The 22,106-nt window shown below is 69.0% G+C and carries 15 protein-coding genes and 4 pseudogenes; 10 read left to right on the forward strand and 9 right to left on the reverse strand.

Going from position 1 to position 22,106, the window contains the following annotated elements; translation table 11 throughout:
• The first annotated feature begins 187 nt into the window (after window positions 1–187).
• From OG936_RS36360 to OG936_RS36385, 6 genes and pseudogenes are all read left to right on the forward strand, one after another.
• The gene (locus OG936_RS36360; protein WP_406500033.1) at window positions 188–739 is read left to right on the forward strand and encodes a hypothetical protein; all 552 of its coding nucleotides are present in this window, start codon (window positions 188–190) and stop codon (window positions 737–739) included.
• A 193-nt stretch (window positions 740–932) separates the two neighbouring features.
• Window positions 933–2,711: a S8 family serine peptidase gene (locus OG936_RS36365; RefSeq protein ID WP_406500034.1), complete on the forward strand. Its 1,779-nt coding sequence runs from the start codon at window positions 933–935 to the stop codon at window positions 2,709–2,711.
• Window positions 2,712–2,923: 212 nt separating this feature from the next.
• The gene (locus tag OG936_RS36370; protein WP_406500035.1) at window positions 2,924–3,112 is read left to right on the forward strand and encodes a hypothetical protein; all 189 of its coding nucleotides are present in this window, start codon (window positions 2,924–2,926) and stop codon (window positions 3,110–3,112) included.
• Between the two features lie 98 nt (window positions 3,113–3,210).
• Window positions 3,211–3,435 carry a hypothetical protein gene (locus OG936_RS36375; RefSeq protein WP_406500036.1) on the forward strand — a complete coding sequence of 75 codons (225 nt, stop codon included), beginning with the start codon at window positions 3,211–3,213 and terminating at the stop codon, window positions 3,433–3,435.
• A 237-nt stretch (window positions 3,436–3,672) separates the two neighbouring features.
• Window positions 3,673–5,081: pseudogene (locus OG936_RS36380) on the forward strand (IS3 family transposase).
• 15 nt (window positions 5,082–5,096) lie between these two features.
• A complete protein-coding gene (locus OG936_RS36385; protein WP_406500037.1) occupies window positions 5,097–6,062 on the forward strand; it encodes an ISAs1 family transposase in 966 nt (321 codons plus the stop codon).
• Window positions 6,063–6,118: 56 nt separating this feature from the next.
• Here the strand turns inward: OG936_RS36385 and OG936_RS36390 are convergent, their stop codons facing one another.
• The 5 genes and pseudogenes from OG936_RS36390 to OG936_RS36410 all read right to left on the reverse strand — a co-directional run.
• Window positions 6,119–6,556, reverse strand: a complete 438-nt coding sequence (locus tag OG936_RS36390) for a helicase associated domain-containing protein (RefSeq protein ID WP_406500038.1) — start codon at window positions 6,554–6,556, stop codon at window positions 6,119–6,121.
• A 361-nt stretch (window positions 6,557–6,917) separates the two neighbouring features.
• The gene (locus tag OG936_RS36395) at window positions 6,918–10,652 is read right to left on the reverse strand and encodes a S8 family serine peptidase (RefSeq protein ID WP_406500039.1); all 3,735 of its coding nucleotides are present in this window, start codon (window positions 10,650–10,652) and stop codon (window positions 6,918–6,920) included.
• Window positions 10,653–11,330: 678 nt separating this feature from the next.
• Window positions 11,331–11,984 carry an IS3 family transposase gene (locus OG936_RS36400; RefSeq protein ID WP_406500040.1) on the reverse strand — a complete coding sequence of 218 codons (654 nt, stop codon included), beginning with the start codon at window positions 11,982–11,984 and terminating at the stop codon, window positions 11,331–11,333.
• Window positions 11,985–12,137: 153 nt separating this feature from the next.
• A complete protein-coding gene (gene ltrA, locus OG936_RS36405) occupies window positions 12,138–13,574 on the reverse strand; it encodes a group II intron reverse transcriptase/maturase (RefSeq protein ID WP_406500041.1) in 1,437 nt (478 codons plus the stop codon).
• Between the two features lie 648 nt (window positions 13,575–14,222).
• Window positions 14,223–14,552, reverse strand: a pseudogene (locus tag OG936_RS36410) (transposase); the annotation flags it as partial.
• 193 nt (window positions 14,553–14,745) lie between these two features.
• On the opposite strand from OG936_RS36410, the gene OG936_RS36415 reads away from it, so the two are divergent.
• From OG936_RS36415 to OG936_RS36425, 3 genes and pseudogenes are all read left to right on the forward strand, one after another.
• Entirely contained in the window at window positions 14,746–15,585 is an 840-nt protein-coding gene (locus OG936_RS36415; RefSeq protein WP_406500042.1) for a UbiA family prenyltransferase, read from the forward strand.
• Window positions 15,586–15,638: 53 nt separating this feature from the next.
• Window positions 15,639–16,331, forward strand: a pseudogene (locus OG936_RS36420) (DUF3626 domain-containing protein); the annotation flags it as partial.
• A 143-nt stretch (window positions 16,332–16,474) separates the two neighbouring features.
• Window positions 16,475–16,726 carry a DUF6221 family protein gene (locus OG936_RS36425; RefSeq protein ID WP_406500043.1) on the forward strand — a complete coding sequence of 84 codons (252 nt, stop codon included), beginning with the start codon at window positions 16,475–16,477 and terminating at the stop codon, window positions 16,724–16,726.
• 362 nt (window positions 16,727–17,088) lie between these two features.
• Here OG936_RS36425 and OG936_RS36430 read toward each other — a convergent pair whose 3' ends face one another.
• The gene (locus OG936_RS36430) at window positions 17,089–17,748 is read right to left on the reverse strand and encodes an HAD family hydrolase (RefSeq protein WP_406500044.1); all 660 of its coding nucleotides are present in this window, start codon (window positions 17,746–17,748) and stop codon (window positions 17,089–17,091) included.
• Window positions 17,745–19,226 (reverse strand): prenyltransferase/squalene oxidase repeat-containing protein, encoded by a 1,482-nt coding sequence (locus OG936_RS36435; protein ID WP_406500045.1) that lies wholly within the window; start codon window positions 19,224–19,226, stop codon window positions 17,745–17,747. Before OG936_RS36435 ends, OG936_RS36430 begins: the two co-directional genes overlap by 4 nt.
• A 570-nt stretch (window positions 19,227–19,796) precedes the next feature.
• Between OG936_RS36435 and OG936_RS36440 the strand changes: the two genes are divergently transcribed.
• On the forward strand, window positions 19,797–20,219 hold the full coding sequence (locus OG936_RS36440; protein ID WP_406500046.1) for a hypothetical protein: 423 nt from the start codon (window positions 19,797–19,799) through the stop codon (window positions 20,217–20,219).
• Between the two features lie 498 nt (window positions 20,220–20,717).
• Here OG936_RS36440 and OG936_RS36445 read toward each other — a convergent pair.
• Together OG936_RS36445 and OG936_RS36450 are read right to left on the reverse strand one after the other, a co-directional pair.
• Window positions 20,718–21,064: pseudogene (locus OG936_RS36445) on the reverse strand (hypothetical protein); the annotation flags it as partial.
• A gap of 329 nt (window positions 21,065–21,393) precedes the next feature.
• Window positions 21,394–21,972: a hypothetical protein gene (locus OG936_RS36450; RefSeq protein ID WP_406500047.1), complete on the reverse strand. Its 579-nt coding sequence runs from the start codon at window positions 21,970–21,972 to the stop codon at window positions 21,394–21,396.
• Between the last annotated feature and the right edge of the window lie 134 nt (window positions 21,973–22,106).

Consider the following 22,106-nt stretch of genomic DNA (forward strand, 5'->3'; position numbering starts at 1 on the left):
GACCTGCACGTTCCATGATCGGTACGACAACGGCTTCTCAACGCGACCGGGACGTGGCTCCCCGCTTGGCGGTATGTCCCGGAATGTGTTCTTGGTCGGTTGGTGGTTTGCTGCTCGGTGGCGGCGGCCGGGCTTCTCGGCGCGCCGTTCATCGTGTGCATCCGCCAGGCTCAAGGAGGAGTTCCGCATGTCCGTCTACACCCCCCAGCAGATCAGCCAGCCGCACACCCAGCAGCCGTACAACCAGCAGCAGCTGTTCGGCCAGCAGCAGCCCTGGGGCCAGATCGGCCAGCCGCAGCAGCAGATCGCGCAGGTGGTCCAGCAGTCGATCCAGCAGGCTTGCCAGCAGGCGAGCCAGCAGGTGGCGCAGCGCCTGCAGCAGACGCTGCAGCAGCTGCAGCAGGTCCAGCAGCAGCTGCAGCAGCAGGGCATTCCCCAGCACCACGCGCACCCGTACCTGGCTGTCGCGCTGCACCACACCCTGCAGCAGGGCGTGCGCAGCGCTGTGGAGCAGTCCGTGCAGCAGGCGCTGCCTATCGCGATCCTGACGCTGGTGCAGCAGAGCCAGCAGAGCCAGCAGAGCCAGCAGGGCCAGCAGGGCCAGCAGCACTTCGGCCAGTTCCCGGGCATGCAGCCGCAGGGCCAGTTCGGCCAGTTCCCTGGCCAGGGACAGTTCCCGGGCCAGGGGATGTTCGGGCAGCAGCCGCAGTACGGGCAGCTGTCGCCTTTGGGCATGTGAGACACCCGCCCGGGTAGCGCTCGTTCTCCCTCCCGTGTGGGGAGGCGGGCCTGCCTGGCCGGATGCCGCGGCGGGGCGAGGCAAAGGCGCGGCAGGCCGCTGGCCGGGGAGCTCATGGACGCCCGCTTCCCGGCCAGCCACTGAAGATCCAGGGCGTACGACGATGCTTTACGTTGAGATGGCGGTTGGCTGAATGCGTGAGCAGGGCGGCAACGGTGTGAAGCCGGGCAACGGCAAGGGCGGGAAGACCCCGCGTGCGCAGGGCACGGCGGGTGAGGCCGGGCAGCCGACGGCGGCTGCGGGCGGGGCAGGTGAACCGGCCGGACGGATGAGCGGGGAGGCGCAGGCGCTGGGGTACCAGGGTCGGGGTGTGCGGGCGGGGTGGGGCCGCTATCTGGTGGCGCCCCGGCCGTCGGGGCTGCTTGCCGGTGGGGTGCCGCCGATTGAGGCCTCGGCGCTGTTCAAGCTGCTGGAGGAGGACCCCGATGTGGAACCCGTGGCGCAGGTGCGGCCGTCCCGTTCCCGCGGGTTGGGGGCGATCGCGGAGCCGCATCCGGCCTGCCCCCCGGTCGCGGTCGTGAAGATGCCCCAGGAGCGGGCCCGCGCCCTGGCCGGGAACCCGCAGGTGGTCGTGGAGATCGACCAGCCGCTGTCCTACACCCCCACCCCGCCGGTGGGTGCCGGCCCGGTGCCGGTACTGGACCCGATGCTGGCGGTCACCCTGGAGGAGCCCGAACATCTCACCCTGCGGGTGGTGGGCAGTGACGGGGACGCGGTGGCCGGCGCCCACGTGTGGGCCATCGGCACAGGCGGCCCGGTCCACGGAGTCACCGGCCCGGACGGACGCGTCACCATGACCCTGGCCGCAGACACCCCCGAAACGCTCCAGGCGCTCTACGTCCGCCCGGTGGCCGACTACTGGCCGGCCCGCACCGGCACCCCCCAACCCGCCGACAACGGCGAGGCGGTAGTTACGGTGCAGGCCCTGTCGGACACCTTCGAGGGCTTCCCCGGCAAGGCGCTCACCGGCTGGGGTACACAGGCAATGCGGCTCAACCAGATCCCGCCGACCTACCGCGGCCACGGCATCAAGATCGCGCTGCTCGATTCGGGGGTGAACACCGCCCACCCCGATTTGAAGGACACCGTCCAGCACGGGCACGACTTCACCGGCGCCAGCAACGGCACCTGGGGCCTCGATGTGACCGGGCACGGCACGTGGTGCGCCGGCATCATCGCCGCGGCGGACAACAACGCCGGCATCGCCGGGATCGCGGCGGAGGCCGAGGTGCATGCGCTGAAGCTGTTCCCCGGCGGGCACCTCAGCGACCTGCTCGAGGCGGTCGACTACTGCATCACCCACGACATCGACATCGCCCAGATCAGCCTCGCCTATCCCGTACAGTCCCAGCTGGCCGCCTGGAAACTCGCCGATGCGCACGCCGCCGGCACCACAGTCATCGCCCCGGCGGGAGACACCGCCGGCCCCCTCACTCAGCTGGCTACCCTGCCGGGGGTGCTGGCGGTGGGGGCGATCGCGCACACCGGCACCTATCCCGTGAGCAGCCCGCTCACCTGGGTGCAGCCGCCGTGGCCCGGCCCCTACCCGGCCCCGTTCACCCCCACCGGTCCGGGAGTGGACCTGGTCGCGCCCGGCGCGGCGGTCATCACCACCAGCCTGGGCGACGGCTATGCCGCGGTGGACGGCACGGCGATCGCCGCCGCCCACGTCACCGGGCTGGCGGCGCTGCTGCTCGCCCACCACGACCAACTGCGCACCCAGGCGGTGCCGCGGACCGCGGCCCGCGCCGACCCGCTGTACCTGCTGGTGCGCACCGCCTGCCGGCCCCTGCCCGGCGCCGACCCCCGCCTGGGCGCGGGGATCGCGGACGCCCCCACCGCGCTCGGCATCCCCGCGAGCTGGCAGCAGGCCGAGCAATACACGCCGGCCGGTCCGCACCAGCGGGGCTGACGGCACGACACATTCACAGACCTCCGCCCCCTTGCCGCCCTGCCGCCATCGGGCGGTGGGGGGAGAGAGACGGCGGTCGGGCCCGCATCAGCCGAACGGGTCGCGCACCCTGACCGTGCGCACCCTCAGCCACCGGGCCCGGCGCGCCAGCAGCAGGGCGTCGCCAAGAGATTCGGCAGCTACGGGCCGACAGGGATCGGCTCACAACCGCTGTGCGCCACCAACTCGGCCAGCAACTCGACACCCTCGCCGCAGGGGATCTGACCGCCCGCGTCGACGAGCTCACCCAGTCCAACCAGCAGCTCACCGACCAGCAACTGCCGAGAACACCGCTCTGCAAGAACGTCTCACTGCTGCGGAAGCCGATCTCACTGCTGCTCGCACCAGCCTGCGCCGGATGATCCGCACCGAGAACATGACCCGGTAAACGACCACCACAACGCGCGTGGTGCTCCTGCATGCTCAGGCTGCTCCCCCGTCGTCTGGCGGGGTGTGTTTGGTGCCTGAAGTTCGGATCGAGTACGGCGCCGGCCGCGTCTCGGCGGCCGGGGCGCGCATCATGCGCCAGCTGGTGCGCGGCGTGGGCCTGGACGACGACGATCTGGCGGCCGGTACCGCCCTGGACCCACGACTCGGCGAAGCGGACCTGATCGGCAGCCCAGTTGCCCAGACGCTGCCAGGGACGCAGACGCCCGAGCAGACAGCCGACCGTGTGGCTTCGTAGGTGAGAGTGGGGTTCTGGCACAGATCTTGGGGAGCGATTGCGGAGGGTGACGGCATCGTTGGATTGCAAGGGATAGTCGCGGACCTCGGGCCCGTCACCGCGCACCCCTCCCTGTCAGACTCTCGTGAGACATGAGGACAATCGAGTCTTCTGTTGTTAGCAGGGCGAGAACAGGATCTTTCGAACGTGACGCTGAGCAGTGCCGACCTTGAGGCCGGTGTGGCCGATGATGAGGTCGTGGGCAAGAAGAAGCGCGGTCCCCGCGCGGGCGGGCCGAAGCGGCGGTCCTTCACCCCGGAGTAAAAGCTTCGGATCGTGGAGGAGTACGAGCGGCTGACCGAACCGGGCGCGAAGGGCGTGCTGCTGCGCCGGGAGGGGCTGTACCACTCGCACATCATCGACTGGCGGACCGCCCGGGACGCCGGCGCGCTGGATGCGCTGACCGCCAAGCCGTCGGGACCGACGGGCAAGAGCGCAGCCGAGAGGGAGGCCGAGCGGCTGCGGGCAGAGAACGAGAAGCTGGCCGCCGAGCTGGCCAAGTCCCAGAGGGCGCTGGCCATCCTGGGAAAAGCACACGAGCTCTTGGAACTGCTCTCCGGGAGCGAGGGCTCCGAGCCCAAGCGGACGAAGTGATCACCGAGGCGTTCGTCGCCCTGGAGCCGGTCGTCGGGATCAAGCCGGCCTGCGAGCTGACCGGCCGCTCGCGGGCCACCGTCTACCGGCAGCGCCACCCCAAGCCCCGCGTGGCCGGGCCGCGCCGGGCGCCGGCAGCGCACCCGGCGGCCCTGTCCGAGCTGGAACAGGCACGGGTGCTGAGTGTGCTGCGCTCGCAGCGGTTCGTGGACAAGTCGCCGGCGCAGATCTGGGCCACCCTGCTGGACGAGGGAACCTACCTGTGCTCGATCTCCACGATGTACCGGCTGCTGCGCGAGCACGGTGAGGTCCGCGAGCGCCGCGCGCAGGCCACCCACCCTCCCCGGGCCAGGCCCGAGCTGGTGGCCAACGGCCCGAGCCAGGTGTGGACCTGGGATGCCACCAAGCTCAAGGGCCCGGACCGCGGGATGTACTACGACCTGTTCGTGATGCTCGACATCTACTCCCGCAAAGCGGTCCACTGGCTCGTGGTGCCGCGCGAATCCGCCGCACTGGCCAAGGAGTTCATCGAAGACGCCTTCCGCGCCAACGGCGGCGTCGTCCCGGACGTGGTCCACGCCGACCGGGGTACCTCGATGACCTCCAAGCCAGTCGCCCAGCTGCTCGTTGACCTGAACATCGTCCGCTCGCACTCGCGGCCACGCGTGTCCAACGACAATCCGTACTCGGAAGCAAACTTCAAGACCTTGAAGTACTGCCCGGTCTTCCCCGACCGGTTCGGCTCACTGGCCGACGCCCGCGCCTTCTGCCAGCGGTTTTTCACCTACTACAACAACGTCCACCGGCACTCCGGCATCGGACTGCACACCCCCGCATCCGTCCACGACGGCACCGCAGTGACGATCCGAGCCCGGCGGGCCGACGTCCTGGCCGACGCCTACGCCACCAACCCGCACCGGTTCCGCCGAAGACCGACGCCACCCCGCCTCCCGAAGGCGGCCTGGATCAACCAACCCGCCAAGGAGGAGCATCAGGAAGAACCCGCAGCCTGACGTGTCTCACCGGAATTGACAGGCACCGACGCGCCGCCGCACGTGCTGGAGCGACTCGGCGTGCGCCCCGATCCAGTACTGCCCCGGAGGCTGGTGCCCTCGGAGGCGACGGTCCGCCGACTGCTCGCCCGCATCGACGGTGATGCCCTGGACCGGGCGGTGGGCGGATGGCTTACCGACCGCCGGCCCGAGAGCACCGGGCTGCGCGGACTGTCCGTGGACGGCAAGTCCCTGCGCGGCGCGGCGAAGGCCCAGGGGCGGAGGATCCACCTGCTTGCCGCGGTGGAGCACACCACCGGGCTGGTCCTGGCCCAGCTCGACGTCGGCGAGAAGACCGGTGAGGTCACCCGCTTCCAGTCGCTGCTCGACACCGTCGCCGACCTGGCCGCAACCGTGGTCACCAGCGACGCGCTCCATACGCAACGTGAGCACGCCGCCTACCTCCTGGGCCGCGGGGCCCGTTACATCGCGATCGCCAAGGGCAACCAGAAGAAGCTGCGCAAGCAGCTGAAGTCCCTTCCCTGGAAGGACATCCCGTTCCAGGGCCGCACCCGGGGCGTCGGCCACGGCCGCGCGGAGATCCGCCGGATCAAGGTAGCCACCGTGAACAACTTGCTCTTCCCCGGCGCCCGCCAGGCCGTCCAGATCAAGCGCCGCCGCACCGACCGCAAGACCGGCAAGACCACCATCACGACCGTCTACGCGGTCACCAGCCTGACCGCCGAGCAGGCCACCCCCGTCCAACTCGCGAGACTGATCCGCGACCACTGGAAGATCGAGGCCCTGCACCACGTCCGCGACACCACCTTCGCCGAGGACGCCTCCCAGCTTCGGACCGGCAACGCACCCCGCGCGATGGCGACCTGGCGCAACCTCGCCGTCGGCGCTCTCCGGCTGAGTGGCGTCAAGAACATCGCCGCCGGCCTCCGCCGCAACGCACGCGACGCCCGCCGACCCCTCGCACTCCTCGGCCTCGCGTGATCACAAAACGGGCGCCCGCCGACTACGCCGAAGCCCTGCTCAGGTGCCAGACAGCTTCATGTCCAGCGCATTCCGATTTGGGAGAGCTGCTCCATCCGTTCCGGGGTCAGTGTCGCGGCCCTGCTCCGCTGGTTCCCGATCCAGGCACCGAGCTTCAGCTGTACGTCCCGCTGCTCCTGGTCCTCGCCGCCGTCCCCGCTCACGGTGATCGTCTCGACGTGCTTGCGCGGCACCTTCAGGTGCTCCTCGCGCTCGAAGAACTGGGTCGCGGCTGCGAGGTGGATCGCCCATTTCTGTGCCTGGCTGGTGCGGGGCTTCGGCTTTTCGTCCTCGGTCGCGGGTTCGATCCCGAGGACTTGTTCGCACATCCACTGCTGTACCCCGGTCAGCTTCTCCCAACCGAGGCGCTGCGCCCGTACCCACCGCCCGAGGTCCTCGCCGCGGTGCACTCGATGCGGCCGGTGCGTACCGACGATGTTGTGCACTCTCCGCATGGATGCACGACATCGTCCCGGAGTGCACAACATCGCCGGTGACGATGCTCGGCATCCACCCTGGTGCACCCTGCCGCGTTTCCCCTAATCCTGTCCGGTCCCTCGGACGCGATCGACGGTTCGCATGTGTGGCAGCCGACGTTGGGAAGGGGTTGGCCGAGGTACCAGCCACCGACGAAGACGGCGTACTGAGCTGCCCCGAGTTTCGTAGAGTCCGGCGATCTTGTTTCAGGCGGACTGCGGGGTGCTTTCCTGTTGTCGCCACCAGGCGGCGCGTTCGTACTCGGCGGGCGGTACGTAGTCGAGGGCGGAGTGGCAGGTGGGAGCCGCGCCGCCGACTGCGCGGCTCCCACCCGGTCGGTTACTTCCGCACGCCGACCGCGCGGATGATCTCCTGCTTGACCGAGCCGCCCTTGTCGTCGGCGGCCGAGGCCCTTACGGAGATGTACCGCGCGTCGTTCGGCACCCGCACCGAGCCGGCCCAGGCGGCGGACTTGCCGCGTACGCCGTCGAGTTCGACGGATGTCCACGTCGCGCCGTCGTCGAAGGAGACCTCCAGCGTGGAGCCGGTGATCCTCCCGGTGTCCGGCGCGCCCTTGACATACTCAGAGAAGATCCCGAGATCGAGACGCTTTCCGGCCCGCACATCACCGTGCAGGTCGGTGTCGACGTCGAACCCGAGGTTGAGCATCGGCAGATACGTCCACCGGTCGGCCGGCGTGGCGGACGACTTGAAGGTCCATTCGGAGTGGCCCTTCGTGGAGAGCCGCCAGACGTCCGGGTCCAGGGTGGTGTCGGTGACGACCTTGAAGTCCTGCTCGGTCGGCTTGACGTTCCGGGCGTACGCCCCCGAGCTCTTCTTCCGGTCGACCTGCACCCCGTCCACGTACACCTCGGTGAACTGGGTCAACGACTTCTGGTTGTAGACTTCGCCGAAGCCGGTGTGGTCCGGTCCCGAGTCGCCCCAGCCCGGCGTGTTGAACTGCAGGTTGTTGCCCGCGCGCTGCTGGCCCCAGCCGAGGCCGGTACCCAGCCACGGGTGCCAGACCGGCTTGAACCAGTCGGTCCCGGAGCGCGTGCCGCCGCGGTAGTGCACGACGCCGCTGCGCTCCTCCAGGGCACCCGGGCCGCTGGACATGGACTCGTGCCAGCCCTGGTCGGGGCCTGCGCTGATGTAGTCGGTGCGCTCCGCAGGGAACTTGATCTTCTCCTGGAATCCCATGCCGACGGGGAAGCTGTCGGTGATCGAGGAGCGGAACTCGCCGCCGTCGGCGGGCTTCGGCGCGTGGAACTTGTTGTTGACCACGGCCAGTTCGCTCTTGCCCGGTCGGTACGTCAGACCAGCGGGGATCGCCCCCGGGTATCCCTTGCTGAGGTCGTAGACAAACGGCGTGAACTGGGTACTGGTCAGTTCCACGCCCCGGCCGAGTCGAGCGGCCTCGGTCAGCTGTGCCCCGTCCGCCGCGTTCACCGTCGCGATGTACAGCGGACGTGTGGCCCCGCCGGCCCCGCTGAAGTTGGCCATCAGTCGCCCGGGAACCTCGTCGGTGACAAACAGGGCCTTGGCGCCCGCGTCCTGTGCGTTCTGGGCCAGCTCAGCGGGCGTGATCGCGTCGGTGCGACGCACGAGGACCGCGTTGCCCGTCACGTCCTTGCCGGTGTAGTCGGCGGGGCTTCCGGCGCCCGCGTCCACCAGGGACATCTGCTTCCGCCCGGTGAACAGGTCCGATCCGTACTGGACGGCCGTCTCGCCGAGCCGCTTGCCGCCTGCTTCGACATCGAGTTTCGGCTTGCCGAGCCGCCAGACGGTCCGGTACTCGAAGGTGCCCGTGGCGGGCTTGCGGGTCGGCGCGGCGAAGATGCTGTCGTACATCGGCGGGACCTGCGCGGCACTCGTGAAGGACGCGCCGTTCGCGGCCCGGTTGAACTTCATGTTCAGCTGACGGGTCTCGGTCCGCTGGTCCACCTCGGCCCGGATCTCCCGCAACTTCGTCCCGTCGAGGGTGACTTCGCGGTCACGGTCCATGGTGACCTCGGGCTCGGTGAGCAGTCCGAGGCCGAGCGAGTCCTTGCCCTTGCTGCCACGCACATCGAGGAAGCTGGACAGGGTGTACGTGCCCGGCTTCACGCGCAGCTTGAGCGTGCCGGATTCGCCGAGCGAAGCCGGGATGACCGACGTGTCCTTGGCCAGCTGCTTTACAGCCACGTATGCGGCGGATGGGGCACCGTCGCGGTCCTTGACGTGGACGGTGAGGGTGTAGCGCTCCTCCTCCTTGGTCAGGCCGAAGGCCGTGTGCGCCACCACTGTGTCGCCGTGCTTGGCGACGATCCGACCGGAGGTGGCGCCGACGGGTGCGGCGGTGCCGTCACCGGTGACCGTGGTCTGCGCGGTGCCGTGCGCGGGCACGGTGAGGGTGGAGTCGGCGAGGGTGACCACGCCGGTGGGAGCGCCCTCGGCGGTCAGCGCCAGGGTGACCGGCTGGTCGGAGGCGTTGGTGTAGGTCAGCGTCTTCGTGACCGGCTTGTTCCCCTCGTACGGCCAGCTGGTGAAGCCGAGGTCGGCGCTGCCGGTCGCGGTGATCTGCGCGGCGATCGCGGACGGGACGTCCACCCGGCCCGCACCTACCTCGTACGACGTGCCGCTGATCTGCTTGGACGTGCTCATCAGCCCGTCCTTGAGCTGCTGTCCGCTCCAGTCGGGGTGCTTCTCGGCGAGCAGCGCCGCCACGCCTGCGACGTGCGGGGTGGCCATGGACGTACCGCTCTTCGATGTGTACGGGCCGCTGCCGCTGACGAGTTGCGAGCGCGCCGCGAGGATGTCCACGCCCGGCGCCGACAGGTCGGGCTTCAGCGCGTTGTCGCCGAGGCGCGGACCCTGGCTGGAGAAGGGGGCACGCCGGTCGGCGGAGTCGACCGCGCCGATCGTCAGCGCGGAGTCGGCCGCGCCGGGGGAGCCGATGCTGCCGGGGAAGCCTGCGTTGCCGGCCGCGATCACGAACAGGGCGCCCGTGTCCTTGGAGAGGGTGTTCACCGCCTGGGCCATCGGGTCGGTGCCGTCACTGCCCTGCGACGATCCGAGGCTCATGGAGACGATCTTGGCCTGGACGTCCTTGGCCGCCCACTCCATACCGGCGATGATCTGCGACTCGGATCCGAACCCCTGGTCGCTGAGAACCTTGCCGACGGCGAGCGTGGCGCCGGGCGCGACGCCCTTCTCCTTGCCGTCGGACGCGGCACCGCTGCCACCGACGGTGGACGAGACATGCGTGCCGTGGCCGTTCCGGTCGGCGACCTCCTGCCCTTCGATGAAGCTCCTGGTCTCGCTCACCCGGTCCTTGAGATCGGGATGGGTCAGGTCCACGCCCGTGTCGAGGACGGCGACCTTGACACCCTTGCCGGTCAGCCCGGCCTCCCAGGCCGCGGGGGTGCCGATCTGGGCGTTGCTGGTCTCCATCGCGGTGTCGACGCGGGCGTCCAGCCAGATCTTTTCGACGCCGCCCGACAGACGCACACGGCCCGAAGTCGCGCTGCGCGCCTGGGAGGTGACGTCCGGTGCGACCGTGCGCCAGAACTCCCCAGACTTCGACGCCTCCAGGGCCGCACCGCCCACGCTCGGCAGCCCACGGACCTGGCGGGCTCCGTGGGGCGTCGCGCTGCGGGCGTTCTTCGTGTACGTCACGATGAGCGGGAGTCCGTCGGACGACGGGTCACCGAGCCCCTGCTCGATCAGAGCGGTGACGTCGAAGAGTTCGGCGTCGAGGACGCCCGCCTGGAGGTAGGGCCGGGCCTCGTCGGGTATGACGGTGATCCGGCCGTCGGATATCTCGCTGCGAACCGCTCCGGTCGCGCCCTTGGGACGCTCCACGGCGACCGACTTCCGGCCCGCGCCGAGATCGGTCACGGTCACCTGGTCACCGGTGATCAGGGTGACGGTTCTCGCGGTGGTGGGTGCGTGCACGGGTGATGTGGCACGGTCGGTGCCCGCCTCCGCCGTCCCCAATGCCCCGGCTGCGACGGCCTGCCCTGCCGGCAGCAGTACGAGCGACAGCCCCGCTGCCAGCAGCCGGGATCTCCGCCTCGCGGATGATCTGGTCATGGATGACTCTCCTCCACGCACCCGGTGAATGGGTGGTTCCGGGTGCTGCGAAGAGTTTTCGCGGCGGCAACTTGCGTGTCGACCGTTCTGCCCTGGCGGATATCCGCCCTGACGGAGACCCGTCAACAAGGGTCACGGAGCACGGACCCGCCCTACGCCCAGCCGTGGCGGCGGGCGTACCAACCGAGCTGGATACGGGTGGTCGCCCGGCCTGGACCATCAACCACTGGACGCGCCGCTGCACGGTGCGCGCCGGCGTTTCCACCTGCGCGGCCACCGCGTGGTCGGTGAGACCGGCGACCAGAACACGCAGTATGCGGGTGTCCAGGACATCGATCCCGTGGTGCGGTTCGCCGTAGGAGCGAGCCCATTCCCACACGGCGTCGAAGAGCGCCTGGGCGACGTTGGCGAGCCCCCCGCAGGACGAGGCTGGGATCGACCTCGCTGCCGGAGCCCCGCAGCGGAAGCATCGCCGTCTCGCCTTCGCAGACGATGAGCTTGAGAGGTACACCATCGACGGCCCGGATCCGCATGCCCCGGGCGAGGGACTCTCGACATCGTCGGCATGATCTGAAGCGTTGATCCACCCTGAGTCCTCAGGCCGCGGGGCCATGATCAGCCGAAACGGCCGTCGTGGGCCTGTCGTCGTTCGATGGGGGCGCGCGCCGTTCAGACTTTTCACCCAGAACGGCTGGACCGCCAGGGCAAGTTCGGCCGTTTCCTGCACGCTCGACACCACCTCCACGGACGGGCGTGATGAACGAGCCTGCCGGGCTCGAACCCGCGGGAGGCCAGGGCGTATTCCAGCGAGGACAGGACGAGGTCGGCGTCCGCGCGGGCGGAGGTTTCCCACGCGACCACTCGTCGGGAGAAGGCATCGCGGATCGCCGAGAGCCACAGCGGTCCCTCACCGGTGGGAATCATGGTCAGATCGGTGACCCACAGCCGGTTGGGTCCGGACGCGGTGAAGTCGCGCTGCACGAGGTCCGGGGCGAGGGTGGCCTGCGGGTCGCGGCGGGTGAAGCCTTTGCCGTGTCGCCGTGGGCTGATCCCGTGCAGTCCGGCCTCGCGCATCAATCGCTCGACCCGCTTGCGGCCCGTGTGCACGCCCTCGCGCTTGAGCACGGCGTGCACGCGCGGGGAGCCGTAGATGCCGCCGGAGTCGGTGTGGATCTGCGTGATGTGTTCGGTCAGCTCCGCGTCGCGGCGGCGGTGTTCGCACGGCTTCTGCTCGGCCCGGCGCCAGCGGTAATAAGTGGAGGAGGAGATGTGCAGTTCCCGGAGTACGGGCTCGACTCCCAGGTGCGGGTGCTCGGCAAGGAGCGCGGTCACCTGGGCCGGGTCGGGTCGGTGAAAGTCGGCCCGGGGCGCGGTTCCGGCCTTTCGGCCGGACCGTTTCCCCGGACCGCTTCCCGAACCCGGCGGGCACCTCTCAATGCACCGGGCTCTCCACAAGCCCCGAAATGGACCGCGTGTTGGACATCTTCATCCTGCGATGGGCCATGGAGCCGGAATAATCGAACCTCGGTAACGGTAGCGGGTCGTGCCTACCTTCGCGGGGTCGAAAAGCTCCCTGTTATCGCTGGCGGGCCACCATCCGCCACCGCAATAGCGGTGGCGGAGTTCCTTCCAAGTGGACCGGCGGTGTTTGCGCCGCATCCAACGCCATACCGTCTGCCACGTGTAGTGACTCAGATAGGCGAAGGTCGCGGAGGACACCCCGGGTCGGAAGTAAGCACACCAGCCCCGCAACGCCATATTCAGCCGACGTAGCAGGTCATCCATCGGCTGGTTCACTTCGACCTCTCGGCACAACGTCTTGACCTTCCGCTTCACGGCCTGGACAGCCTTCTTCGCGGGGTAGGTGTAGACGTAGTGCTGCCTGGTCCCTCTCTTGCGGTGGCGCTGGATGTGCCACCCGAGAAAGTCCAGGCCCTCATCGATATGGGTGATCAAGGTCTTCTCCGGTGACAGGCGCAGGCCCATCGCGGACAAGACCTCAGCGATTTCCTCGCGCAGGACCTCGGCGTCAGCTTTCGAGCCGAATACCATCAGGCACCAGTCGTCCGCATACCTAATAAGGCGGTAGTTGGGCAGACCATGGCGGTGCCGCCTGGCGCGGTCCACCTTTCCAGCGCTCGGGCCTCCCGGCGCCTGGGCGATGTACTCGTCCAGGACCGACAGTGCCACGTTGCTGAGCAGGGGCGAGAGAATCGACCCTTGTGGGGTTCCGGCGGTGGTTTCCCGCAGCAGGCGGTCCTCTCCGAGGATGCCCGACTTGAGGAAAGCCTTTACCAGTCCCAGGACGCGTCTGTCGCCGATTCGATGCCGCAGCCGGTCCATCAGGGCCGGATGTGAGATTTCGTCGAAACAGGCCGTGATGTCTCCCTCGACGATCCACTCATAATTGCGTGGCCGCGAAGAAAGATAGCGCACCTCGGCTACCGCGTCATGGGCCCGGCGATTCGGGCGGAACCCGTAGGAACACGGGAGGAAATCCGCCTCGAAAACCGGCTCCAGCACCAGTTTCAAGGATGCCTGGACCACCCGGTCGGCGATGGTCGCGATCCCCAGACGGCGGAGCTTCCCGCCCGCCTTCGGGATCATGCGCTCCCGTACCGGTAGCGGGCGGAAACTACGGTCCTTCAGCTGCGACCGCAATCCGCCGAGAAAATCCCCGACGCCCTGCCCGGCCTCGACGGAACGCGCCGTGCGCCCGTCCACTCCGGCCGTGCGGGCACCCTTGTTGCCCCTCACCCGATCCCAGGCCACCAAAAGGAAACCGGGATCGGCGACGAGATTGTAGAGGTCGTCGAACCTGCGATGAGAATCATCACGGGCCCAACGGTGCAGCTTGGTCTGGATATTCAGTACCCGTCGCTCCGCCATGTATACGGCGTGCTCCAGTTCGTCGGTATTCACCAGCGAAAAACCTCCCGATATTCCAGCAGCCTCGACTGCTGGCTTGCTGGCCCCCTTCGCCCTGCGGCCGTCTCTCACGGCCTCCACGGCGGGTCGTCACGCCCGCGACTACTACGGGGCCTCCGCCCCATCCCACGGCCGTCAGTCGGCAACGGACCTGCCCACCGCTGAACTGGCTGTCCAACAGAAGGGCGACCGCAGATGGTTCCCACGTTCACCATGTGATCGATTGGTCAGGGAGGCGCCCAGCTCTACCCCGGCAGCATCGCCACGTCTACGCCGCAGACATTCGACGTGGCCTCCCCACCGACACAACTAAACGGCTTCGGAGTTGAAGACCGGCCCGAAGGCCCGGCCCTCACGCACTGCGCACCGGCCCATATCCACCAGATTTGACCCGGCTTCGCTGTTACGGGGCGTCCACCACTGGTTCGCTCTCGCTACACCTTCTGACCTCGCTGAACGGGCCCGCGCCGTCTGGCAGTTCCAGCACGTCCCGCCTTCGTCGGGGCCGCTTGCCACCCTCACCGGCGTTCCCCGGATCAGGCTGCCCCCAAGCTTCGATCAGGCCGCTACGACGGCCCGACGGAAGTGGTCTTCCACCACCTCTCGATCAACATCGCGCCTCGTGGCGCACAGCTGCGCGGCGAAAAGAGCCGAGGCGGTCCGCAGGACTTCGTTTGCCCGCTTGAGCTGGGCGTTCTCCCTGCGCAGCGCGGCCAGCTCCTCCCGTTCGGCGGTGGTCAGCCGGTCGTCGCGCTCGCCGTGGTCGGCCTCGGCCTGGCGGATCCAACCGCGCAGGGCCTCAGGATGCACGCCCAGTTCGGCGGCCAGCCGCTTGATCACGGGCTTCGGCTCGGTGGTGCGATACATCCGCACCGCACGCTCCCGCAACTCCAGCGGGTGTTTTCTCGGGGCAGCCATGGTCAAAGGTCCTCTCATGAGTCCCATCTGACCCGCTGTCACCTCCCGCCGCATCTCGGGGGAACCTCACATCACCTACCTGGGGCTGCTGTCGCTCGCCCTGGGTACGAAGGCAGCCTGGCAGGTGTGGCGGCCCCGGGCGGCGCGAAAGGCCTTTTCCCAATGCCAGTGTCACCGTGGCCCGCGCGCATCGTTGGGTACAGGTGCACCCCTGCTCTCATCTGCCGAACACACCAGGAGGACGCCGATGACCGCCCAGACCGAGGTGACCGCCGGGCGGTCCGCCCCTGGCCCGCTCGCCTTCCTGGCGTGGACCAACGTCACCCTCGGCGCCAGCGCGGCAGCCTTCACCTGGGTCACCAGTCTCGCCCTGAACCGGCCCGGCGACCCGCTGATCGCAGCCTTCGCCTTCCTCTTCATCGCAGGCTCGTACACCCGCGACCGCCTGGATCCCGCCGATACAGACAGCAGCCCGCGGGCCGCCTGGATGGCCCGGCACCGCCGCCACTTGACCCGGTGGACGATCGCCTGTGCGGCAGCCCTGCTGCCCGTGACGATCCTGCGCCCGTGGTGCGCCGCGGTCGTGGCGCTCGTGGGCACCATGGCCTGGCTCTATACGGCCCCCTTGATCCCGTGGCGCGGACGGCGGCTGGCGGTCCGGCAGCTTCCCGGCGTCAAACTTCCGTACACGATGGCCGGGTGGCTCCCGATCACAGTGCTCCTGCCGGCTGTCCAGCAGCATCACCTCTTGGACGCGCGCACGTGGTACCTGGCCGTGGCGGGCACACTCATCGGCAGCGTGACCGCCCTCCTCAACGACCTCCGCGACCTCGACACCGACGCCCTCGCCGGTACCAGCAGCCTCCCGGTGCTGCTCGGCGACCGCCGGACCCGCTTCACCGCCTACGGGATGGCCGCCTGTGGGGCGGCAGTTGGACAACTCGCCCTGCCTGTCCCCGCCGTGCTGTGGGCCACGTACAACAGCACCCTGCTCGCCTCCTACCGCCCCCGGCCGGGTGCATACCCCCGACCCTGGGGCGACGCCCAGGGCCTGGTCCTCCTGGCCGCCGTCCTGCTGACCCGATGAGGCTGCCCGGCACTGCCGCTCTCGCAGGCAACGCCCAACGTCCGGCTCCTAATACTGCGACCGCAGCTGGCGACCGGTGGCGCTGGGAGAGCCGGATCTTCGACGGGGCGTACGACGAAGCGACTGCTCATGAGCGGCCCGTCTACGGAGCGTTGAACTTCCGTCGCAAGCCGGTCGGTGGAGCGCCGCGGTTCGGCTCGGCCCACTTCCGGCTGACGGCCGAGACGCTGACGCGGACCACGTTCTGCTACCCGGACAGCTTCCTTGAACCTTCGGATTTTGGTGTCGCGGCCCGCATGGGGCTCCTCGATCTTGCCCTCGCTGATCGTCAGGACGAGCTTGACGACTACATCGAGGCGCAGGTGCACGGGCCGGTCCGGTTGCACTGCCATGCGGAGGCGCTGGTCCTGGACCCCTGTTACCGAGGCACGACGGTCGAGGCCGCGGCTCTGAGTCTTGGCTGCCCCGTCGAGTGGCAGCCCGGCTTCCGACTCGGGGTTGAAGAACTCCGACGTCACCCCGGCTACCGCGGTCAGGAATACGTTGACTTGGGCATGCAGATCGTGGCCGATGGCGTGCTCGATCCTCGGATCGTCGGAGATGCTGCACGGGCCGGCCTCTATGACCCCCAGGCGGTCAAGAAGGTATGGCACTACCTGGCGCGATTCGGGGTGCCCTCGAAGGCCACCGACAGACCGGTGACTCCGGCACCGATGGAAGGGGCTGTACTCGATGGCCTTCGTTGAGGGGGCTGGTACCGGATGGGCTGTGGCAGTCGCGCCGGGGTACCTCGCGCAGTCCAACGGCCTCACGTAGATGAGCGACATCCCATGTCGCCGACCACTGACAACCCGAGGTCGCCCGACAGGGTGCCCGAGCCGGGAGTGGGGTGATTGCGGCTCCATGGGAAGAGGCGAGCCTGCGTGGTGCCGTCGGCGACTTCTGTCAGGTTGACCTCTCCGGCTTCCACCCCACGATTGCTCTGCATGTGGCTCTGCACGACCCGGCCCGCGTTCTGCGCGAGGTCGAGGCCAAGCGGCGCATCCTGGCCCGTCACGCCCGCGACCCCTGGCCGTGCCACAACTTGCGTGACCTTGCTTCGCCCTACACCGACCATTCTGACTTCCCCGCCCGGGCCTGAAGCAGCGCAGCTGACAAGCAGAGCGCCCAACGAGCCTGAACCGAGCCTCGCTCACTGAAGATCATTTACGGGACAGCTCTTAGTTGGCAAAATGCGGCACGAGTCCTGGCTGGTCAGGGGGTTATGTCGCTGCGTAGTTGGCAAGGGCGAGGTGGGTTAGTTGGCAAGCTGTCGTCACGGGTTGTGATCTGTCTGCGCGAGGATCAGGCTGGTGCCGCCCGGCAGGAGGTTGTGGGCGGAGATTGTCGCGGCGTCGGTCACGGGAGGGTTTACCGACCGACGTTGTCAGCAGCGCACTTCGTGGCCTCGTGTCCTCTCCGTACCGCCGTGACGATGGGGGAATGCGCCGACGACGTACCGGTTCAGGGGCCCTGTACGGTCCAGTCTTCTTGCCTGATGTCGATCACGGGCATGGTGGCGGTGAGGGCTGCGGTGACGCCTTCGTCCGTGTTCTCGAACGCGAGGCATCGGTGGGGTGCCAGGCCCAGTTCGGCGGCGGCGAGGAAGTATGCCTCGGGGTGGGGCTTGAGGTGGGTGACGTGTTCGCGGGCGACGAGGACGGGGAAGAGGTCGGCGAGTCCGGCCGCACCGAGTCCTGCTCGTACGACCAGGCCGTCGTTGGCCGAGGCCACGGCTGTGGGCACGGCCGCCGCCAGGTGGCGTGCGAGGGCGGCTACACGTGTGATCGGCCTGACCAGGATCGTGCGGGCGAGCCAGTGGGCGCGGGCGCGGTGCACGAATTCGGCTTCCGTGCAGGGCAGGGGCAGGTTGTGGTCAATGTGCAGCCGGTCGCGTAGTGCGGTGAGGTCGGCCAGGGGGGCTTGGCGGAGCCAGGGTTCGGGGACGGTGAGGCCGAGGTCGGCGAGGGTGGCTCGGGCTGCGTCGGCGTTGATGGTGCTGGTGTCGACCAGGGTTCCGTCGAAGTCGAAGACGCAGGCGCCCGGTCTGACGGTGGCGAGGAGGTCTCGGGCGTAGGTCTCGGTATCGGTCAGGGTGTCCGTGGGGGCCTGAGGCTGGGTCATGCCTTTGCTCCGTGGCGGCTTTCGGTAGTGATGAGCGCGTGACGCAGTCCGCGTGCGGCGAGGGCGTGCACCTGTGTGGTGGTGCTGGTGAGGAAGGGCCTCGGGCCGTACATGACGGGGCGGTCGTTCCAGGTTCCGTCGTCGTTCTGGCTGTCGATGAGGAAGCACAGAGCGTGCCGCAGGGAGGCGTCGGACAGTTCCTGCCCGCTGGCTGTCAGGGCTGTCAGGGCCAGGCCGGTGGCGGTCGGGCTGGAGTATGGCTCGCCGGGGATGCGGGGCCAGCCGCCGTCGTGCCGCTGAGAGCCCAGGAGTGCCCTCGCGGCGGCGCGGCTCTGTGGCTGGCGGCCGATTGCCGCGCTGATCTCGGCGGCGCCGTAGGCCGGCGGGATGTACCAGTCGGAGTTCCAGCCGCCTTCGGTGGCCAGGGCGGCAAGCCAACTCCGGGCCGGCGCGAGGTCGATGCCGGGCAGGGCGGCGGCGTGGATGCCGGCGACCATGTGGGCCACGACGTCGGGGGCCGGGCTGTCGTCGCTGGAGTGCCATGTGGTCCACAGGCCCTCGGACGTCTGGTGCCGTAGCGCGTAGTGGGTGGCGGCGGGGCGGATCCGGTCGGCCCAGTCGGTGCCGGCCAGCGCAAGGAGGCTGTTGCCGGTGGTGTCGTTGTCGGAGTCGAGGGGTGCGGTGCAGGCCCAGCCGCCGTCCTCCTTCTGGGCCGAGGCCAGGAACCTCAGGGCGGCGGGCAGGGCGGCCGCCTCGAAACGGGGGTGTCCTCGCAGGGCACGGACGATCAGACCGGTGTCCCATACCTCGCTGACGAGGAAGCGCCAGGTCCCGTCTGGCTGCTGGCCCGCCAGGAGGCCAGCACGGCAGCGGCGGGTCACGTGATGATCGGGGGCAGTCCGGCTCAGGGCCAGGTGCAGCATGCCCGTCACCAGAGGCATCCCGAAGAAGGAGCCGTCCGGGGACTGCGCGCGCTCCCACTCCTCCAGTGCGTGCGCGGGCACCGGCAGGCCTAGGACGGAACAGGCGATGGCCTCGAAGGCAAGCAGCATGGCGCGTTGCCAGGGCTTGATGCGTCGGCCGCCATCGGCGCCCAGCGCCGCTCGGGACTGCTGCAGCAGATGGCGGGCATCCGCCCCGGTGCCTTCGACGGCGCAGCCGAGCGCGTGGAGGTAGAGGGCGCGGCGGGCGTGGGGTCCTTCGTTGACCGGCAGGGAGGCGAGGGCCGCGGTCGCGGTGGAACCCGTACGGGTGAGCTCGAGGAGCCATCGTTCAGCGGCTTCCACGAATGCGTCGTGCCGCTGCGGAGTGGTGCCCTCCAGCCAGCGCACCGCCCTCTCCCGAGCGACCCGCGTCTCTCCCACGCCCGGCAGGGAGCAGGCCGCGACGGCGTTCTCCAGGACGCGCGGGTCCGATGGGACGTACCAGGCTCCGTCGCCGGCCTGCGCCTCGACGGCGAACTCGACCGCTTTCGTCAAACACCGAGCCGCGGCTGCGACAACACCCGACGACGTGGACCGGGCCGCTGGCACCGGCTCCGGGCCCTCCACGAGCGCGCCGCCTCGACGGTCCACACAACCTCCATCGCTGCCATAGGCAACTGCCATTTCAGCTCCGCACGATGCTGTCCGATGGCCCGCTGCGCAGAACAGCTGTCCCTGCCCAGTCACCAAGTCGCCCGCGAGCGAACCAGAACGAACGCGTCGAGGCTCGCACGCCAAACCGCGTTCCCTCAGGTGGAATCGTCGAGGTCACCTGATCGGGTGACGACACCTGGGCGCCGCGCTCTGCGCGGAGTGGGCGAGTAGATGATTCCGAAGAACGATCTGCCGAACTGCTCTTCCAGGTGCCCGGCTGAACCGGGTTCATAGATGCCTTCGAGTGCCGGGTGCGTTGGCCTCACACGAACGAGGGCTTGTCGGCAGGTCAAAGCGGTTGTGTGTGGATATCACCTATAGCGTGATCAATGGCGTAGCAGAGGCCGTTTAATGGCGATTTGGCTACCGCTATCTGAGCGATCACGCATTCCACTCAACGGGCCGCTATCCATGGCGGATGCGGCCGAGAAGGGCAATACCCTGCGCACTCGAGCCTTCACCCTCGTTGCCGCAGTAGTGGCGTCGGTGACTGTCCTGACCGGTACCGCTACGGCGGCCCCGGCGGACTTGAACGCTCCCTATGCCCGAGCCGCTGCCCGGGTCGGCGCGGACGGAACGCTCCTGGCGACCAAGAACGTCTCGTCGGCGGCGCGGTTCAACGGGCAGTCCGCTGGCTACTACTGCGTGCAGGTGTCCGACCCCACCGTTGACCTGCGCAACGCGGCAGTGGTCGCCACGGTCAACAATTACCGGGCCATGATCACCGCCATCCCGAACAGCAACTGCAACGGCCTGACCCGTACCATCACGGTCGTGACGACCGACTCCAACAACAACCTGAGGGACGTTCCGTTCACAGTCGCCGTTCTGTAGCCGACGATCCGAGAAGCACCCGGTCGGCAAGCCCGCCCGCCGACCGGGTGTGACCGATTCCAGCGACACCCCGGCATCACCGGCATGGCTTACTGACCGTTTCAGAACGAGATTCTGAGCGACCCATGCCTCAAGGTCTTCTGCCCCGCCAGCGCGCCAGGCTGGCGGAGGAGTGTGCGGCGTCGGCATGGCCCTTCGCGAGGTGGCAGCAGCGCGCCAGCGTCGGTGACCGCGTTGGCTACGGCCTCTACTCGGTGGACGAGTAATTCCGACTCACCTCGTCGTGCTCTGCCACGACGAGGCCCAGGTGCATCGCCAGCCGCAGGCAGCCGCCGCCTCGCGGGACGCGGGATGTTCAACGTCCCCCGCTCCACGGTCTACGGACACCTCGACCGCGAGAAGACCGTGCCCCGCCAGCCGAAGAAGACCGCCGCGGCAAAGCCCTGAAAGCTACCGGCGGGTTACTTGCTTCCTGGTGTCCGAGCTAGGACTACGGGGCCGACCGGGCCCGCGCCCGCCGGCCTTCGCCAGCACCCAGCCGGACGGGCGGCGCGGCCCCATCGCCTGCTGGACGACCGTGGGCGGCTCCAGGTACTCGGTGGGCACGGCGTCGTACAAGACGCCGTCCACGGGCCGTACGTGCTCCGGCGCCCGCACCCAGACCGGTACTTGGCAGGCTCCACACTGTCCCCGGCCCCGTTGCGGTAGGCCGGGAGACCGACCTCGTGCAGCCAGCCGTCGCGCAGCTGGCGCCGGGACCACAGGTGCGCAACGACCGCCTGGTCCCCGGGCAGCAGCACCCGGATGGGAACCGGCACCGGCTCGGGGGTGGAGGACGTCGTCATGCCTCCCACCGTACGGACGGACGCCGATGTGTCTTTGCACGGTAGTTGGCCAGCCGTCCGCCGAGCGGCACAGGTCTGAGTCGAAACGTTTACTGCTATCTGGCCAGAACGTTGATCGGTAGTTGGCCACTCGGGGCCCCGGACCGCGGGGTTTCCCACAGAAAACTGATGGAGTGACTGAGCGGTCAAGGTCGGCTGATGAATCGCTCCGCCTGGCGGGAGGGACGAGGAGCAGCCGGCCCGAGTGCGAAGGAGCCCTGACGGCTCGTGTAGGCCGTCAGGGCTTCGTGTCGTTTGCCGCCGAGGTGAGGCTGGCTGGGGCGTGGGGGTCAGGGTTGCGGTCGCAGGACCTTCCAGAAGGCGACGTCGGCGTTGGCGCGGTTGGAGTAGGCGCTGGTGTCCACGTCGTACCGGGCGCCGGTCGCGGTGCTGACGTCGTTGGTGTCCAGGAAACCGCCCCTGTTGTGGTAGGTGCTCCACAGCTGGACGGTGTCGTTGAAGCGGACGAGGCCGTCCAGGGGCGCGGAGGTGGTGTCGAAGATCTGCCAGCGGCTGCTGTTCTCGTCGCGGTCCTTGCCCCAGGCGGTGGTGACGTCGTAGATGCCGCCGGAGCTCTGCTGGCCAGCGCTGGCTGCGCCGTTGACGTCCAGGTAGCCGCCGTTACCGTCCCAGAGGTTGCGCAGGTAGATGATGTCGCCGCTCTTCACCGGGGAGCCGGCGGCCTGGCAGGAACCGGAGACGATCTCCCAGGTACCGGTGCCCGGCGCGCGCGTGGCGGTGGGGGCCGTGGAAACTGCCAGCTTGGCCCCTGGCGCGCTTGAAGTGCCGTTGGTGTCGAGGTAGCCCCCGTCGCCCTGATAGAGGTTCTGCAGGTGCAGCCGGTCGCCGTAACGCAACTCGTTCGCCATCACTGGTCCTCTCTTCGGTGGATCCGTGCTGAGCCGGTTCCCGCGCTGGTGAGCAGGCGGGCCCGACACTTCGGATGGTGTCGGCGGCAGCGACGACGCGCCCGGGCGGGGCACGCAAAGCACACCTTCAGATG

Origin of the sequence: Streptomyces sp. NBC_00846 (assembly GCF_045207325.1) — a bacterium.
Taxonomy (GTDB): Bacteria; Actinomycetota; Actinomycetes; order Streptomycetales; family Streptomycetaceae; genus Streptomyces.

What these genes read in the sequence shown, in the direction of transcription:
- OG936_RS36395 (WP_406500039.1), bottom strand. Translation starts at nt 10,652, where the DNA reads ATGACCAGATCATCCGCGAGGCGGAGATCCCGGCTGCTGGCAGCGGGG.
- OG936_RS36430 (WP_406500044.1), bottom strand. Translation starts at nt 17,748, where the DNA reads ATGACCCAGCCTCAGGCCCCCACGGACACCCTGACCGATACCGAGACC.
- OG936_RS36440 (WP_406500046.1), top strand. Translation starts at nt 19,797, where the DNA reads ATGGCGGATGCGGCCGAGAAGGGCAATACCCTGCGCACTCGAGCCTTC.
- OG936_RS36450 (WP_406500047.1), bottom strand. Translation starts at nt 21,972, where the DNA reads ATGGCGAACGAGTTGCGTTACGGCGACCGGCTGCACCTGCAGAACCTC.
- OG936_RS36415 (WP_406500042.1), top strand. Translation starts at nt 14,746, where the DNA reads ATGACCGCCCAGACCGAGGTGACCGCCGGGCGGTCCGCCCCTGGCCCG.
- OG936_RS36390 (WP_406500038.1), bottom strand. Translation starts at nt 6,556, where the DNA reads ATGCGGAGAGTGCACAACATCGTCGGTACGCACCGGCCGCATCGAGTG.
- OG936_RS36365 (WP_406500034.1), top strand. Translation starts at nt 933, where the DNA reads ATGCGTGAGCAGGGCGGCAACGGTGTGAAGCCGGGCAACGGCAAGGGC.
- OG936_RS36360 (WP_406500033.1), top strand. Translation starts at nt 188, where the DNA reads ATGTCCGTCTACACCCCCCAGCAGATCAGCCAGCCGCACACCCAGCAG.